This window comes from Rhizobium deserti (assembly GCF_004358025.1).
GTDB classification, from domain to species: Bacteria; Pseudomonadota; Alphaproteobacteria; order Rhizobiales; family Rhizobiaceae; genus Neorhizobium; species Neorhizobium deserti.
On record NZ_SMTL01000003.1, the window covers coordinates 56,067 to 71,335 of the forward strand.

A 15,269-nucleotide genomic window follows, 5' to 3' on the forward strand; every position below is an offset into this window, starting at 1 on the left:
TCTAACGAAGTGGTGGAAGACATCATGTCTACGGAAGCGTGCGGCTTCGCTTCTCCCATACACGAAATGACTCCATGTCGCTTCACTCTTGATCAATGTGACTTAACATCAGGTTAAAGATCGATCGCTCAGGCACCTTCATTGCGGAATGTAGGAGCACAGCAGGAGCCTGTGAGCCGGATCAGCTGCGGAGCTCCGTGAGGTCGGCGAAGAGATCGAGAGCCTCAGGGTTGGCCAGCGCTTCCCTGTTCTTGACGGAGCGTCCGTGCACAACATCTCGAACCGCCAATTCAACGATCTTGCCGGACTTGGTGCGTGGTATGTCTTGAACCTCGATCACCTTGGCGGGGACATGGCGGGGCGAGGCACCGGAGCGGATGCGGCTCTTGATGGCGCCGACCAAGTTCTGGTCGAGCGAGAAGCCGTTGGCGAGGCGCACGAAAAGCACGACGCGAACATCGTCGTCCCAGTCCTGGCCGATGCAGAGAGCTTCGGCCACTTCCTCCATCTGCTCCACCTGATTGTAGATTTCCGCCGTGCCGATGCGGACGCCGCCCGGATTGAGGGTGGCGTCGGACCTGCCGTGGATGACGATGCCGCCATGCTCGGTCCATTCGGCAAAATCGCCATGGCACCAGACATTGTCGAAGCGCTCAAAATAGGCGGCGCGGTACTTCTTCCCCTCCGGATCGTTCCAGAACATGATCGGCATGGACGGGAAGGCCCTGGTGCAAACAAGCTCGCCCTTTTCGCCGCGGACCGGCTTGCCCTCGTCGTTCCAGACATCGACGGCGAGACCGAGGCCCGGCCCCTGGATCTCTCCGCGCCATACCGGCTTCAGCGGATTGCCGAGCACGAAGCAGGAAACGATATCCGTGCCGCCGGAAATGGATGCCAGATGCACATCCTTTTTGATCCCCTCGTAGACGAAGGAAAACCCCTCGGGCGAAAGGGGCGATCCGGTTGATGTGATGAGCCGCAGCGCGGACAAGTCGTGGCTTTGTTTTGGTAGGATGCCGCTCTTGCGAACAGCATCGATATACTTGGCCGATGTGCCGAACACGGCGAATTTCTCGTTCTGCGCATAGGTGAAAAGCACATTGCCGTCAGGGGCAAAGGGGGAACCATCGAACAGGCAGAGTGTGGCGCCGACAGCAAGCCCGGACACCAGCCAGTTCCACATCATCCATCCGCAGGTGGTGAAATAGAAGAGCTTTTCGCCGGGCTTGAGACTGCAGTGGAGGTGATGTTCCTTCAGGTGCTGCAGAAGCGTGCCACCTGCCGAATGGACGATGCATTTGGGGACGCCGGTCGTTCCGGACGAAAAGAGGATGTAGAGCGGATGCGAGAAAGGCAAAGCGAAGAACTCTACCGTCGTGGTTTCATAAGCGGATATGAAATCACCCAGTGTCCGACCATCGGCAAGCGACGCGGCCAGCGCGGGCGCATCGCCGGCATAGGGCACGACAAGGACCGGCGTTTTCAACTGCGCCGCCACCGCCCTCACCTTGTCGGCCGTGTCCTGACGCTTTCCGTTATACCAATAGCCGTCGCATGCTATGAAAAGCTTCGGTTCGATCTGGCCGAAGCGATCGAGAACGCCCTGCTCTCCAAAATCGGGGGAACAGGACGACCAGATGGCGCCTATCGAAGCGGCCGCCAGCATACAGGCGACAGTTTCCGGCATGTTGGGCATCATCGCTGCGACCCGGTCCCCCGGGGTTACACCAAGCGTCAGAAAGGCTTGCTGCAGGCGAGAAACCTCTTCGCGCAGCCGATCCCACGACCAGCGCTGTTCCATCTTGTCTTCCCCCCGGAACAGGATCGCGTCACCTGGGCCGGATTGGGCAAGAAGATTCTCGGCAAAGTTCAACGTCGCGTCTGGAAAGAAACGGGCGGCAAGCATGTCTTGGCTGCCGGTCAGAAAGGAGGCGCCCTTATCTCCCTTGACGCCGCAGAAGTCCCAGACCGCCGACCAGAAGTGCGCCGGCTCGGCGATCGACCAGGCGTGGAAGGCATCGTAATCGGCAAAGCTTACGCGATAGTGCTCGGCGCACCAGCCCATGAAGCGATAAAGCGGCGTCTCATGCTGTGCCTCCAGAGACGGGGTCCACAGCGGCTGCTCATTGCCCATTCCATTCCCTCCACCTTCCGCCTCCCGCTCCTCAGCAGGAAGGCTCGCCTGTCTCCCACGGCTGAGCCTTAAGCCCGCCCTCCGGGTTTTGTATAGCATCTGACATTGCATGATAAAGGGGCGCCGCGCGGGGATGCGGCCCTGATTTGCGCAATAGATGGGTTTCCTATATCGGCTTGCTCATGCTGACCAATGCAACTGGATATCTGCGGAAAAACCTCGGGCGGCCGCTGACGCCCCGATGGCGGCGCGCGCTGATGGTCGGCTTCTTTGCCCTCGCCCTGTTTGCAGCGTTCCAGATCCTTGCGCCTTTCCTTATCTCGTCCGCCCTGGTGCGCGAAAACATGGAAAAGGCAGTCGCACAGTGGACGGGCCATACGGTCAGCATAGAGGGGGAGCCGGATCTGCGGTTTTGGCCTAAGCCGCGCATCACCTTGAAGGGCATCACCATTCGCAAACAGGTCGACGGCGGCGAGCGGGTTCTGGGGCGCATAGCGCGTTTATCTGCTTCCTTCGATCTCCTCGGGGCCGTGACGGGTCAGCCGGAGTTCAAGAATTTCCGGATGACGGATGCGAAGATCTTCGTCATTCGCGCCAGCGACGGTCGGCTGGACTGGGCCAATGACGGCCTGCTCAGCCGCGCTGTGCGGAACGCCACCGCCAGCGCCAGTGGTCAGTTGCTCGACGAGGCGGCCGATGCCCCAATCGGCGAGATCCGGATCCGAAACGGAAGCATCGAGATCACCAGCCAGTCGGACGGCCAAAAGCTGGTGATCGACGAAATAGACGGCGAGCTCCGCTGGCCGCATCTATCCGAAGGTGCGCGCCTGCAAGCCCTAGCAAAAGTCGGCAAGCATCCGCTCACACTGGACATTAGTTCGACGCAGCCGCTGCTGCTGCTTTCCGGCAAGAGCGGCAATACGGTCGGGACCATCCAGTCGGATCTCTTCAAGGCCCGCTTCAGCGGCGTTGCCAATCTTGCTACCCACGGATTTCTTTCAGGCGAGACGGAGCTTTCGACACCGGATTTCTCTGCCCTGGTGAAGTGGACGGGCCTTGACCTTCCCGTCGCGGCGCAGCTGAAGACCCTGTCGCTTCAGGCGCGGCTGGTCACCAATAACGATACGCTTCGTTTCGACAATCTGTCTCTTGATGTGAACGACGTTCAGGCGACGGGTATTCTCGATCTTTCGTTTCCCGCTGCCAATCGGCCGCGCCTGACCGGTACGCTGGCCGTCGGAAGCATCGACTTTTCGCCTGTTTTCGCCACCCTGGCGCCAAGCATGATCGAAGGTGGCGACGAGGCCCGGCTGCTGCGGAGCGGATTGGAGCTCGACCTGCGCCTTTCGGCGAGCCAAGCCAAGCTTGGCCCCTTCCAACTGGAAGAGGTCGCGATCGGCCTCATGAATATCGGCGAGCAGTCACGGCTGGATATCCTCGACAGCGATTTCGAGGGAGGCCGCCTCACAGGCAGGGTCGCCACCATCAAGGAAGGCCCGGAGGGCGGTGTTGCCGTCCGGCTGTCTGTCCATGATGCGGATTTCCCCAACATCATCGAGCGGCTCGGACTCCGCGGTCCCTTGCCCGCAGCGCCCGGCTCTCTGGAAGTCTCGGTCGACGTGGCAAGCCCCTCGAACCTTGCGGCCTGGCGCAACGCCAAGGGCAGTGTTCGTTTCTCCGCCCGGCAAGGCATTCTCCCCGGCGTCAATTTGACGGCCATCCGACAGCTTGCTGGCCAGAAGCCCTACTTCTCCCTGAGCGAAGCAGTCGCCGGCGCCTTCGAATTCGAAAGCATAGACGTGACGGCAGACTTGGCGAACGGATCGGCGGATATCAACCAGGGCCGGATCGTCGGACCCAGCGAAACCATGCTGTTCACAGGCGTCATTCCCTACGTGAACAACAGCCTGGCGCTGTCCGCGACGATTCAGTCGACCACGGTCCAGTCGAACATTGGCCAGTCGAACATTGGCCAGCCCACCGAGGGTCAGCCGAGCGGCATCCCGCCGCCCTCGCCAGCCTCCGTCTTCTTCATTGGCGGCTCCTGGCCCGACCCGGTGATCTGGCCGATCTCGCCAAACGCGCAGAAACCGCTTCAATAGCTGGAAGCGCGCTATCCTTAGGTGGCGCCGCGTCCGACCGCCAGATGTTCATCCTGCTGCCGACGCAATTCCGCCCGTTTGGTACTGATAGAGGCGATGATCACGCCGATGGTCACCAGGCCGATCAGAATGGTGCAGATGGCATTGATCTCCGGGGTTACTCCAAGACGCACTTGCGAATAAATCTTGATGGGCAGCGTCGTGGCGCCCGGGCCGGTCGTGAAGCTGGAAATCACCAGATCGTCCAGCGACAACGTGAAGGCGAGCATCCAGCCTGCCACCACGGCCGGGAAGATCAGCGGCAGGGTGATCGTGAAGAATGTCTTGACCGGCGGGCAACCGAGATCAAGCGCCGCCTCCTCCAGACTGCGGTCGAAGGTCAGCAGGCGCGATTGTACGACAATCGCCACATAGCACATGGTGAAGGTCGTGTGTGCAATGATCACCGTCCAGAAGCCACGGTCGACGCCGACGGCGACGAACAGGAGCAGCATGGAAAGGCCGGTAATGACCTCCGGCATGACGAGGGGCGCATAGATCATGCCGGAAAACAGCATCCGGCCCGGAAAGCGCGAAAAGCGCACCAGCGTCAAGGCCGCAAGCGTGCCCAGCACTGTCCCGATCGTGGCGCTGATCACGCCGACGCGGGCCGTTACCCAGGCCGCATCCATCAATCCCTCGTTGGACCACATGGTTTGGTACCAGTGCAGGGAAAAGCCGCCCCACACCGTCACCAGCCTCGATGCATTGAACGAGTAAACGACGAGAATGATGATCGGGATATAAAGAAAGGCGAAACCCAGTGTTAGGACGGTTGCGTCGAAGCGGGAGGACTTCATCTCAAGCCACCTTCTTCTGCTGGTTCTGGAAGATCATGATCGGCACCACCAGCATGATCAGCAGGATAACCGCCACCGAAGAAGCAAGAGGCCAGTCGCGGTTGCCGAAGAATTCCGTCCAGAGCGTCTTGCCGATCATCAGCGTGTCGGCGCCCCCCAGGAGATCCGGGATGACGAATTCCCCAGTGATAGGAATGAAGCAGATCATCGAGCCGGCTATCACACCCGGCAAGGAGAGCGGGAAGGTGATGCGCCAAAACGCCTTGAGCGGCGGACATCCGAGGTCATTGGCCGCTTCGATCAGGGAATTGTCCATCTTCTCAAGCGCCGAATACAGCGGCAGGACCATGAAGGGCAGATAGGAATAAACAATGCCGACAAAGACTGCGTAATCAGTACGGAAGATCTGCACCTGATCCTCCGGCCCCAGCAGCCCGATCGAGTGAAGCAAAAGCGTCAGGAGGCCGTCTGGCTTCAAAATGCCGATCCAGGCATAGACGCGGATCAGAAAGGAAGTCCAGAACGGCAGGATGACCAGCATGACCAGGGTCGGCCTGATGGCCAGGGGTGCGCGAGCCATGGCCAGGGCGATCGGGTAGCCGATCAGCAGAAGCAGCACGGTCGAGATAAAGGCGATCCGCAAGGACGAAAGATAGGATTGAATGTAGAGCGGGTCATCCGTCAGGAAGAGGTAGTTCTCAAAATCCAGCTGCGCCAGGAAATCGCTCAAGGCACCGAAGCCTTGGAAAAGTGGTGTGTAAGGCGGTTGCGAAATCGCAGTGTCGGAAAGCGATATCTTGAGGATGATCAGAAATGGCGCCACGAAGAATAGCAGCAGCCAGACATAAGGAAGGACGACAACCAGCCAACGGAAGGGGCTCGCGTTTTCATCGCTTCTTGCTTCGGAAACAGCCGCCATCTGCTTCACCTCATCGCGTCAGAACGAGGCCGGCATCGAGCGGCCAGTGGAGCCAGACCATATCGCCGAAGGTGATCGGACGGTCGACGAGGCGGGACACGTTCGCCTGGGCGGCACGCACGATCCGGTCGTCGGCCAGCTTCACCAGGAAGACGGAGAAATCGCCGAGATAGCCGATATCCCACACTTCGCCATGCACGGCATTGACAGAGGTATCGGCAGGCTGGTCGGGTGAAATGCGTACCTTTTCCGGTCTCACCGCAAAGGCGACCTTGTCGCCGCTGACCGCCTGACATCCCTGCTCGACAGCAACTGCGATGCCATCGCAATCGATGGTGACCTTGCCGGGCGCGCCAAGCGCGCTTTCGGTGGTTGTAACCGTGCCCTCGAAAATATTGATGTCGCCGATGAAGTCCGCGACGTAGCGGCTGTTGGGGGCCTCGTAAATTTCCGCCGGCGTCGCGACCTGCACGATGACGCCCTTGTCCATGACGGCGATACGATCGGACACGGTCATCGCTTCTTCCTGGTCATGGGTGACGATCAGGAAGGTCAGACCCAGCGTGTGCTGGATGTCCATCAGCTCGAACTGGGTTTCTTCCCGCAGCTTCTTGTCGAGCGCGCCGAGCGGCTCGTCGAGCAGCAGAACCTGCGGCCGCTTGGCAAGCGAGCGGGCCAGCGCGACACGCTGCCGCTGGCCGCCGGAGAGCTGGTTCGGCTTGCGCTTGGCAAACTGCTCCAGCTTGACCAGCTTGAGCATTTCTTCGACGCGGGCCGCAATCTCGCCCTTCGGCAGCTTGTCCTGCTGCAATCCGAAGGCGATGTTCTTCTCCACCGTCATATGAGGGAAGAGAGCGTAGCTCTGGAACATCATGTTGGTGGGTCTGCGATACGGGGGGACGCCGGAGATATCCTTGCCCTGCAGCAGAATGCGGCCTTCGGTTGGCTCTTCGAAACCGGCCAGCATGCGCATCAGGGTGGTTTTGCCACATCCGGACGGCCCGAGCAGGGAGAAGAATTCCCGCTCGTAAATGTCGAGCGTCAGGTTGTCGACTGCCGTAAAGTCGCCGAAGCGCTTGGTGATATTCTCGAAACGGATGAAAGGCACTGCCGAGGGATCGGTCCAGGGCGAGAATTTACGTTTAACCGGTCCAAGAGTTTTCGCCATGCATGAGCCCCAGCGTGTCGATCTATGCGTCAAAGGACAAAGGGCAGACGTTTCCGCCTGCCCCTCTTCCGTTTAGCTGCCGGTCTTGATCTGCGTCCAGACCCGGTTCAGCACACGCTGCTCGCGCGGCCCATAAGGCGAGATGGTAAACAGCTTCTTGACCACGTCTTCCGGCGGATAGACGGAAGGGTTTTCGAGAATTTCCTTGTCGACGAACTGCTGGGAAGCAAGGTTGCCATTGGCGTACTGGACGTAGTTGGATGCCTTGGCGATCACTTCCGGTTTCATCAGATAGTTGATGAAGGCATGCGCTTCCTCGACATTCTTGGCGTCGGATGGAATGGCCAGATTGTCGAACCACATATAGGTGCCTTCCTTCGGAATCATGAATGCGACTTCAACACCGTTCTTGGCTTCTTCCGCACGGGTTTTGGCCTGCAGCACGTCACCCGACCAGCCGATCGAGATGCAGGTATCGCCATTGGCGAGCTCGTCGATATAGGCGGAGGAATTGAAGGTTTTCACATAAGGGCGGATCTTCGAATAGACCTGCCCGCCAGCCTCCAGATCCTTCGTTTCCTTGCTGTCCGGATCCTTGCCGATATAGTTCATGGCGATGGCGAAGGTTTCGTCCGATGCATCGAGGATGTTGATGCCGCAGGACTTCAGCTTGGCCGCGTTTTCCGGCTTAAAGAGCACGTCCCAGCTATCGAGTGGAATGTCGCCAAGGGCGGCCTTGACCTTCTGGACATTGTAGCCGATCCCGGTCGTGCCCCACATATAGTTGACGGCATATTGGTTGCCGGGATCGTATTTCGCCAGCCGCTCGGTCACCTGCGGCCAAAGATTGGACAGGTTGGGCAGCTTCGACTTATCGAGCTTCTGGAAGACGCCTGCCTGGATCTGGCGTGCCAGGAAGGGGCCGGTCGGAACCACCACGTCATAGCCGGAGCCGCCCGCCAGCAGTTTCGTCTCGACGATGTCATTGCTGTCGAATACGTCGTAGACCACCTTGATCCCGGTCTCCTTGGTGAAGTCCGTCAGGATAGATTCGTCGATATAGTCCGACCAGTTGTAGACATGCACCACGCGTTCCTGAGCCGAGGCAGCGGTAGCGGCAAAGACCGTCGCGGCGACTGCGGCGGCGAGGCTAAGCAAATGGTTTTTCATGATCTCTCCTGTTATCCAGTCATTGCCCGCGGCCAAAGCCCACGACGAAGTCTCTTATGATTTTTTGCCAGACTAGGAAGGATTTCCGGTCGTCACAAGGGAAATGTGCACCGCGGAAAGTTATTGAAAATCAAAAGCACTGAGACCCGTCACCATTTCATCAAGACCGAGCGGGCGGGTCAAAGGCGGCTCGGCCCGGGAAAGACAGCCCTGGCGCTCGCAGAACCGACATGCAGGCCCGGCCAGCACTGTCGGCAGAGCGCCTTCGCCAGCATCCGTAAAAACCGTCTCCAGTCCGCCGGAAAATTCGGTTCCGAGGATAAGGGCGGTCCGCCGCAGCCGTTCTCCGAAAGCGGATTGAGGACCGTCGACGGTCCTCGACAAGGTCATGAAGGTCGCGCCGTCCGGCATTTCGACACGTTCGGCAAGGATCTGGCCCGGCTGCGCGAAGGCGGCGTAGACACCGAGCTTGGGACATGCGCCGCCGAAGCGTGCTTGCGGAAAACCGTGCGCCCCTCGCCTGCGGATGGCGTTGCCGGCGTGATCCAGCTCCATCAGGAAGAAAGATAGACCCATTGCGCCCGGTCGCGCCATGGATGTCAAACGGCTCGCAGCCTGCTCGAAGGAGACGTCGAAGCGCGAGCGCAGAATGTCGACATCATAACGCGTCCGCTGGGCGGCAGCGAGAAACAGCCCGTACGGCATCATTAGGGCATGCGCCGCATATCGTGCCAATTCGAACCGGCCGATGCGCCGGGCTTCATCGCTGGACAGGGCAAGATCGGCGAGTTCCGCATCGATTTCCGGCTTGAACGCCAGGAGCGCCACTTCCATGGCCAACTCCCGCTTCCGGTCATATGGAGAAAGGCGCTCCGACAGAAAAAGACGCATGGAATGCCGGTCGTAGCGACGGCGAAGGTTGGGCATGGCATGCACCGGCAGGGTACGCATGACGATGCCGTGTTCGGACTTCAGCCAGGTCTTCAATGCCATTTCCAGGTCATCGCGATCTGCCAAACTGGCGGAAAAGGCTTCGGCGGCATCTTCTATCCGCGCAAAGAAATGCGGATGCCGTTCAAACGCCTCGCGTACCTCGTCGAGCGGCAGGCGGGCTGCCGCTATGGATGTCTCGTGTCCCGCACGAGACAGCAGATCCGCCAGATCGGACAGGCGGGCGGCCTGCTCCCGATAAGCGCGGTACAGCTTCATCGTCGCCAGAGCCGCATTGGGGGCGGCTTCCGCCACTTCGACGATTTCCTTGTCGCCAGGGATCTCTCCTGACAGGAGCGGATCGGTGAATACCTCGCGCAGCTGGCCCGCCAGCCCCCCGCCTTCCCCCTGCAAGGCACCGAGTTCGATCTTGTAGACGGAGCCGAGCTTCAAAAGAAGCTGCACTGTCAGCGGCCGCTGGTCTCGCTCGATGAGGTTGAGGTAGGACGGCGAAATGCCGAGCCCCTCCGCCATGGCAGTCTGCGTCAGCGCCAAACCGAGCCGCAGGCGGCGAACCCGGGATCCGGCAAATATCTTCCGCTCCGTCACAGCCCACCCCCTCGGTCATATTCTTTTTTGACAAGATTGACATCTTCACAAATACGGCTGTGAAAGACAAGACATCCTAACCTTTTTCGGAGCGCCAATGCTGCATCTTTGCTGGTTATGCGGGAGCGGCCTCTGTAAATTCAGTGAAGCCCGACGCCTGATCTGTCAGGTTTCGAGCAGCAGTTACTGTATTGGGAGAGAGAAGATGACAGATTTTTACACTTTGGTTCTAGGCGCAGCCAGCGGACGTTTCGATGGCATTGAGCGACCCTATACGGCGGAAGATGCGAAGCGTCTGCGGGGATCGATCGCCATCCGTTACTCGCTCGCCGAGGCGGGCGCTGCCCGGCTGTGGTCCCTGCTGCGGCAGGACGATTACGTCAATGCGCTCGGCGCCATGACCGGCAACCAGGCCATGCAGCAGGTGCGGGCGGGCCTCAAGGCTATTTACCTTTCCGGCTGGCAGGTAGCTGCCGACAGCAATACCGCCTCGTCCATGTATCCGGACCAGTCGCTTTATCCGGCCAATGCGGCTCCCGAGCTTGCACGCCGCATCAACCGCACGCTTCAACGTGCCGACCAGATCGAAACGGCGGAAGGCAAAGGCCTTTCGGTCGATACCTGGTTTGCACCGATCGTCGCCGATGCCGAAGCCGGGTTCGGCGGGCCACTGAATGCGTTCGAGATCATGAAGGCCTTCATCGAAGCCGGCGTCGCCGGCGTGCATTTCGAGGACCAGCTGGCATCGGAGAAGAAATGCGGCCATCTCGGCGGCAAGGTGCTGATTCCGACCGCTGCGCATATCCGCAACCTGACCGCGGCGCGGCTGGCCGCCGATGTCATGGGAACCGCGACTTTGGTCATCGCCCGTACCGATGCGGAAGCCGCCAAGCTCCTGACTTCGGATATCGACGAGCGTGACCAGCCCTTCGTTGATTACGAGGCGGGGCGGACGGTTGAGGGCTTTTATCGCGTTCGCAACGGGCTGGAGCCCTGCATCGCCCGCGCCGTCGCCTATGCGCCTTATTGCGACCTTATCTGGTGCGAGACCTCCAAGCCGGATCTGGAGCAGGCACGGAAGTTCGCCGAAGGCGTCCACAAGGTCCATCCTGGCAAGATGCTGGCCTATAACTGCTCGCCCTCCTTCAACTGGAAAAAGAACCTCGACGACGCGACGATCGCTAAGTTCCAGCGCGAGCTCGGCGCCATGGGCTACAAGTTCCAGTTCATCACGCTGGCCGGCTTCCACCAGTTGAACTTCGGCATGTTCGAACTCGCCCGGGGCTATAAGGACCGCCAGATGGCCGCTTATTCTGAGCTGCAGGAAGCGGAATTTGCCGCCGAGATTAACGGCTATACCGCCACCAAGCATCAACGCGAGGTCGGCACCGGCTATTTCGATGCAGTGTCACTGGCCATTACCGGCGGGCTCTCGTCTACCACGGCGATGAGCGAATCCACCGAGCATGCCCAGTTTCGTCCCGCTGCCGAATAGGCGGGGGTTTGATAGTCAATCAGGAGGAGAAACGAAATGAATATCCAGACCCATGTCAAGGAACGCGCCGAGGAACAAGTCAGTGCAATGACGGCCGAGCAGCAGGCGGCAATCCGCTCTCTCGCCAACGACCTGCACCGCCTGAACCATGCGGTCATGAAGGCGGTAGAGGCGGGAGTTTGCGTGGAACTGGTCCGCTCCGCCAGACACCATGGCGGAGACGGCCATTGGGGCGACCTGATGATCCCGGTCGTCGTCACCCGCCAGCCGAATTGAATCCGGCAAGCTCAGTACCTAGAAAGCATGAAGGCGGCATCGCTGCCGCCTTCACAGGGGTCAAACAATAAAGATCAGGCCGCGTAGGCGGTCTGGCTGCGGGCGGACCGCTCAGCATCGATGCGGAACTGCTGGACGAGAGCGAGAAGGGCGTCCGCTTCTCCGGCAAGCCGGCGGCTGGACTCGCTGGTTTCGCCCACCATGGCGCCGTTCTGCTGGGTCATCTGATCCATGCGGTTAACGGAGCTGTTTATGTTCTGCAGCGCCGCCGACTGGTCCTGGCTTGCCGTCGCGATGGTTTCCACATGCTGGCTGATGGCGGTGATCTCGCGGCTGATCGACGCCAGCACCTCGCCGGCCTGCTGGACCAGCGACGAGCCGGACCCGACCTCACGCGACGACTGGTTGATCAATTCCTTTATCTCCTTGGCGGCACCTGCGGAGCGCTGCGCCAGTTCGCGAACTTCCTGCGCGACGACCGCGAAGCCCTTGCCGGCCTCTCCGGCACGCGCCGCTTCGATACCCGCGTTGAGGGCCAGAAGATTGGTCTGGAAGGCGATGTCGTCGATGACTTCGATGATCAGCTCGATCTTCTGAGACGCTTCCTCGATACGGGCCATGGCTTCGACGGCATTCTTGACCACCGTGCCGGAGCTGTCGGCGCTCTTCTTGGTGTGCGAAACGGCTTCGTTGGCTTCGGCAGCGCGTTCGGCAGAGGAGCGCACAGTCGCGGTGATCTCATCGACGGCAGCCGCGGTTTCCTCGAGGGAGGCAGCTTGCGTTTCCGTGCGGCGTGAGAGCTCCGAGGACGAATTGCTCAGATCGGCGCTGCTCTTCTGGATGGAGAGCGTGCTCGAGCGGATATGCGAAAGCGTGTCGCGCAGGCGGATGATCGATCCGTTAAAGTCGGTGCGCAACTGTTCCAGGCGTCCGGAGAAGGTCGTCTCGATCGTGGTGGAAAGATCGCCCTGAGCTAGCCGGGCCAGAGCTGAACCAAGCTCGCTGACTGCCTGATCGATCTGCCGATCCATCCGCTGCTTTTCAACGTCGTTACGCTCGCGCTCGGCTTCGGCCTCGGCACGTTCGGTGGCGCTGCGGCTTTCAATGGCCTGCTTCTCGCGCGCTCCTTCGCGAAAGACTTCGAGTGCGCGGGCAATGTTTCCGAACTCGTTCGGCAGAGTGACATAGGGAATGGGTGCACTATTGTCGCCGTTCGACATGGCGCGGACGGTCCCGGTCAGGATGCCAAGCGGGCTGATCAGTGCACGAATGGCAAAGAAGCTCAGCAGGCCTATCACGAAGAGCGAAGCGAGCGAGGTGGCGACCACCATGTAGCCGGAGGAGGTGATATGGGCAAAGTAGATTTCCATCGGGATGCCGATGAAGAGTACACCGGCAACACCGCCGGCAGGATTGCTGATGGGGAAATAGCCTGTAATGAAATCCTTGCCGAACAGCACGGCCGAACCGAAGTAAGCTTCGCCGCGCGCTAGATAGGGCTGAGCCGGATGCTCGGCGGCAAGCTTCGTGCCGATCGCCCGCTCACCCTTTTCCGTTTTGACATTGGTCGACACGCGTACGTAGTCGCTGCCCTGCTTGTCAAAGACCGTGGCGACGCCGCCGATTGCGTTTGCCGTACGATCCACCAGATCATGATCCTTCAGGGCTCCCTCCCCCTTGGTGACCTTGACCACGGCCTGATCGCGCATCTCCACCTTTACGCCCGGAAATTCGAGTTCGTAAAGAAGAGCGATCGTGCGCATGGCTTTGCGCGCATCCTCATCGGCCGTTTCCATGATGTCTTTGCGGAGATCAGCAAAAGCCAGCCCCCCGACGGCGATCACTGCCAGCGAAATGAGGAAAAGGCAGAGGATAACGATCCGCGATACAATTGAGGAGGGGAGTATCTTCTTCATAGGCGGCAATCTCTTCGTCGTAGACAGGGAACTATACCCATTATTCGCGACAGAAATGAAGATTTGCTAAATTGCCTTATTTGATACTGGGAAGCGTTAAGGGCCGGTCAGCGTGTGCATGGATCGTCGCGCTGGAAAGAGCCAATCGGCAAAACACACTCTAACCTAGGTCTAGTTAGAAGAGGACCGGCACGGCAAGAAGCGCCGCCGTGGCACCAGCCGCGATCATCAGAAAGCGTATCCGGAGCAGCCTGATGCTGTCTTCAGTCTTGGCAATTGCAATTGCGCGTGCACGGCGAGTATTCTGCATGGATGTCGAACTCCAGGTGCGTCATCTATGGCACCTGCCGGAGACCGGCAGGACCCTTGCCAGTTTTAGAACAGAGGAATTTGCTGGCAATAAGGCAGCATCCGCCACGTATATTAAGAAGTTCTGAATCGCGCGGTATTACAACGCTTCCCCACAAACATGGCCTGACGCCCAGGCCCACTGAAAATTGTAGCCGCCGAGCCAGCCGGTCACATCCACACACTCGCCAATGAAATAGAGGCCCGGCACTGCCTTGGCCTGCATCATCCTGGAATCCAGATCCGACGTGTCAACACCGCCGATGGTGACCTCGGCAGTCCTGTATCCCTCCGAGCCTGCGGGACGGATGGTCCAGTCGCGAATGGAGGCCGCGAGCTTCTCTATCGCCTTGTCCGAAAGGTCAGCCAAATTGCCGGCGATGCCCTGGCTTTCGACAAAGAATTGCGCCAATCGTTTCGGCAGGTTCTCCGAAAGTGCCGTCTGGGCCGCCTGGCGACCGTTCGCCTTGCGTGCGGCTTTAAGCTGTTGCGCCATATCGAGATCCGGTTCAATCGCCAGCTTCACGTCGTCGCCTTCCCGCCAGAAGGATGAAATCTGCAGGATGGAGGGGCCGCTTAGACCCCGGTGCGTGAAGAGCAGGGCTTCCCGGAACGAAGTCTTGCCGTGACGCACTTCGGCCTGGACCGCTACGCCGGAAAGCGGCGACAGCTTTTCGAGCATATGCGGGTCGAGCGTTAAGGGTACGAGCCCGGGCCGCGTTTCGACAATCTTCAGCCCGAACTGCCGGGCGATTTCATAAGCAAAACCGGTCGCACCCATTTTTGGTATGGACTTGCCGCCGGTCGCCACGACCAGAGAACCCGCGTCCACCGGGCCGCCGGAGGTCAGGATGCGGAAGCCGTCCAGCGTTTTTTCGACCGCCGTCGGCTGTACCTGCAGTTCGAGCACGACGTCGGCAGCGCGCATTTCCGCCAGCAGCATCCGCACGATGTCCTTGGCGCTGTCGTCGCAAAACAGCTGGCCGAGGGTCTTCTCGTGCCATGCGATCTTGTGCCGCTCTACCAGATCGAGAAAATCGCGCGGCGTGTATCGGGCAAGCGCGGATTTGGCAAAATGCGGATTTGCGGAAAGATAGTTGCGGGGGCCGGCATGCAGATTTGTGAAGTTGCAGCGACCGCCGCCGGATATGCGGATCTTCTCGCCGGGCGCCTTGGCGTGGTCGACGACCAGGACGGAGCGACCGCGCTGCCCGGCGCGAAATGCGCACATCATTCCCGCCGCACCGGCGCCCAATACCACGACGTCAAACCTACGCGTCACCTGCCGCTCCTTCTGGTCCCTGCCTGCTTTTTCCATGCGGCAGTCAAAGTCAATGGCACCTCCCCCTCGCCAAGCGCCAAT

General features: G+C 60.0%; 12 protein-coding genes. 3 read left to right on the plus strand and 9 right to left on the minus strand.

Features of this window, described 5'->3' with window-relative positions:
- Positions 1–181: 181 nt before the first annotated feature.
- Positions 182–2,134, minus strand: coding sequence for an acetoacetate--CoA ligase (locus tag E2F50_RS12370; protein WP_133316481.1), 1,953 nt, complete (start codon positions 2,132–2,134; stop codon positions 182–184).
- A gap of 146 nt (positions 2,135–2,280) precedes the next feature.
- On the opposite strand from E2F50_RS12370, the gene E2F50_RS12375 reads away from it, so the two are divergent.
- Positions 2,281–4,236, plus strand: coding sequence for an AsmA family protein (locus tag E2F50_RS12375; protein ID WP_133316482.1), 1,956 nt, complete (start codon positions 2,281–2,283; stop codon positions 4,234–4,236).
- Positions 4,237–4,253: 17 nt separating this feature from the next.
- Here E2F50_RS12375 and E2F50_RS12380 read toward each other — a convergent pair whose 3' ends face one another.
- The 5 genes from E2F50_RS12380 to E2F50_RS12400 all read right to left on the minus strand — a co-directional run bounded on the left by E2F50_RS12380 (position 4,254) and on the right by E2F50_RS12400 (position 9,871).
- Positions 4,254–5,075 (minus strand): ABC transporter permease, encoded by an 822-nt coding sequence (locus E2F50_RS12380; RefSeq protein ID WP_133316483.1) that lies wholly within the window; start codon positions 5,073–5,075, stop codon positions 4,254–4,256.
- A 1-nt stretch (position 5,076) separates the two neighbouring features.
- Complete coding sequence (locus tag E2F50_RS12385; RefSeq protein WP_133316484.1) at positions 5,077–5,994, minus strand: ABC transporter permease subunit; 918 nt, start codon at positions 5,992–5,994, stop codon at positions 5,077–5,079.
- A gap of 10 nt (positions 5,995–6,004) precedes the next feature.
- Entirely contained in the window at positions 6,005–7,162 is a 1,158-nt protein-coding gene (locus E2F50_RS12390) for an ABC transporter ATP-binding protein (protein WP_133316485.1), read from the minus strand.
- Between the two features lie 72 nt (positions 7,163–7,234).
- Entirely contained in the window at positions 7,235–8,332 is a 1,098-nt protein-coding gene (locus tag E2F50_RS12395; RefSeq protein WP_133316486.1) for a polyamine ABC transporter substrate-binding protein, read from the minus strand.
- Positions 8,333–8,452: 120 nt separating this feature from the next.
- Positions 8,453–9,871, minus strand: a complete 1,419-nt coding sequence (locus E2F50_RS12400) for a helix-turn-helix domain-containing protein (RefSeq protein WP_133316487.1) — start codon at positions 9,869–9,871, stop codon at positions 8,453–8,455.
- A 205-nt stretch (positions 9,872–10,076) separates the two neighbouring features.
- Here E2F50_RS12400 and aceA point away from each other — a divergent pair, with 205 nt between their 5' ends.
- Positions 10,077–11,366: an isocitrate lyase gene (gene aceA, locus E2F50_RS12405; RefSeq protein ID WP_133316488.1), complete on the plus strand. Its 1,290-nt coding sequence runs from the start codon at positions 10,077–10,079 to the stop codon at positions 11,364–11,366.
- Positions 11,367–11,402: 36 nt separating this feature from the next.
- Positions 11,403–11,642 carry an SMc00767 family acetate metabolism repressor gene (locus tag E2F50_RS12410; protein WP_133316489.1) on the plus strand — a complete coding sequence of 80 codons (240 nt, stop codon included), beginning with the start codon at positions 11,403–11,405 and terminating at the stop codon, positions 11,640–11,642.
- 74 nt (positions 11,643–11,716) lie between these two features.
- Here E2F50_RS12410 and E2F50_RS12415 read toward each other — a convergent pair whose 3' ends face one another.
- From E2F50_RS12415 to E2F50_RS12420, 3 genes are all read right to left on the minus strand, one after another.
- Entirely contained in the window at positions 11,717–13,558 is a 1,842-nt protein-coding gene (locus E2F50_RS12415; RefSeq protein ID WP_133316490.1) for a methyl-accepting chemotaxis protein, read from the minus strand.
- A gap of 175 nt (positions 13,559–13,733) precedes the next feature.
- Positions 13,734–13,868, minus strand: a complete 135-nt coding sequence (locus E2F50_RS23550; RefSeq protein WP_281029204.1) for a hypothetical protein — start codon at positions 13,866–13,868, stop codon at positions 13,734–13,736.
- Positions 13,869–14,006: 138 nt separating this feature from the next.
- Complete coding sequence (locus E2F50_RS12420; RefSeq protein WP_133316491.1) at positions 14,007–15,224, minus strand: BaiN/RdsA family NAD(P)/FAD-dependent oxidoreductase; 1,218 nt, start codon at positions 15,222–15,224, stop codon at positions 14,007–14,009.
- Positions 15,225–15,269 lie beyond the last annotated feature (45 nt).

Bases quoted from the DNA above. Each gene is read 5' to 3' on its own strand.
- E2F50_RS12370 (WP_133316481.1), bottom strand. From the start codon at position 2,134: ATGGGCAATGAGCAGCCGCTGTGGACCCCGTCTCTGGAGGCACAGCAT.
- E2F50_RS12380 (WP_133316483.1), bottom strand. From the start codon at position 5,075: ATGAAGTCCTCCCGCTTCGACGCAACCGTCCTAACACTGGGTTTCGCC.
- E2F50_RS12385 (WP_133316484.1), bottom strand. From the start codon at position 5,994: ATGGCGGCTGTTTCCGAAGCAAGAAGCGATGAAAACGCGAGCCCCTTC.
- E2F50_RS12390 (WP_133316485.1), bottom strand. From the start codon at position 7,162: ATGGCGAAAACTCTTGGACCGGTTAAACGTAAATTCTCGCCCTGGACC.
- E2F50_RS12395 (WP_133316486.1), bottom strand. From the start codon at position 8,332: ATGAAAAACCATTTGCTTAGCCTCGCCGCCGCAGTCGCCGCGACGGTC.
- aceA (WP_133316488.1), top strand. From the start codon at position 10,077: ATGACAGATTTTTACACTTTGGTTCTAGGCGCAGCCAGCGGACGTTTC.
- E2F50_RS12410 (WP_133316489.1), top strand. From the start codon at position 11,403: ATGAATATCCAGACCCATGTCAAGGAACGCGCCGAGGAACAAGTCAGT.
- E2F50_RS12415 (WP_133316490.1), bottom strand. From the start codon at position 13,558: ATGAAGAAGATACTCCCCTCCTCAATTGTATCGCGGATCGTTATCCTC.
- E2F50_RS23550 (WP_281029204.1), bottom strand. From the start codon at position 13,868: ATGCAGAATACTCGCCGTGCACGCGCAATTGCAATTGCCAAGACTGAA.
- E2F50_RS12420 (WP_133316491.1), bottom strand. From the start codon at position 15,224: ATGGAAAAAGCAGGCAGGGACCAGAAGGAGCGGCAGGTGACGCGTAGG.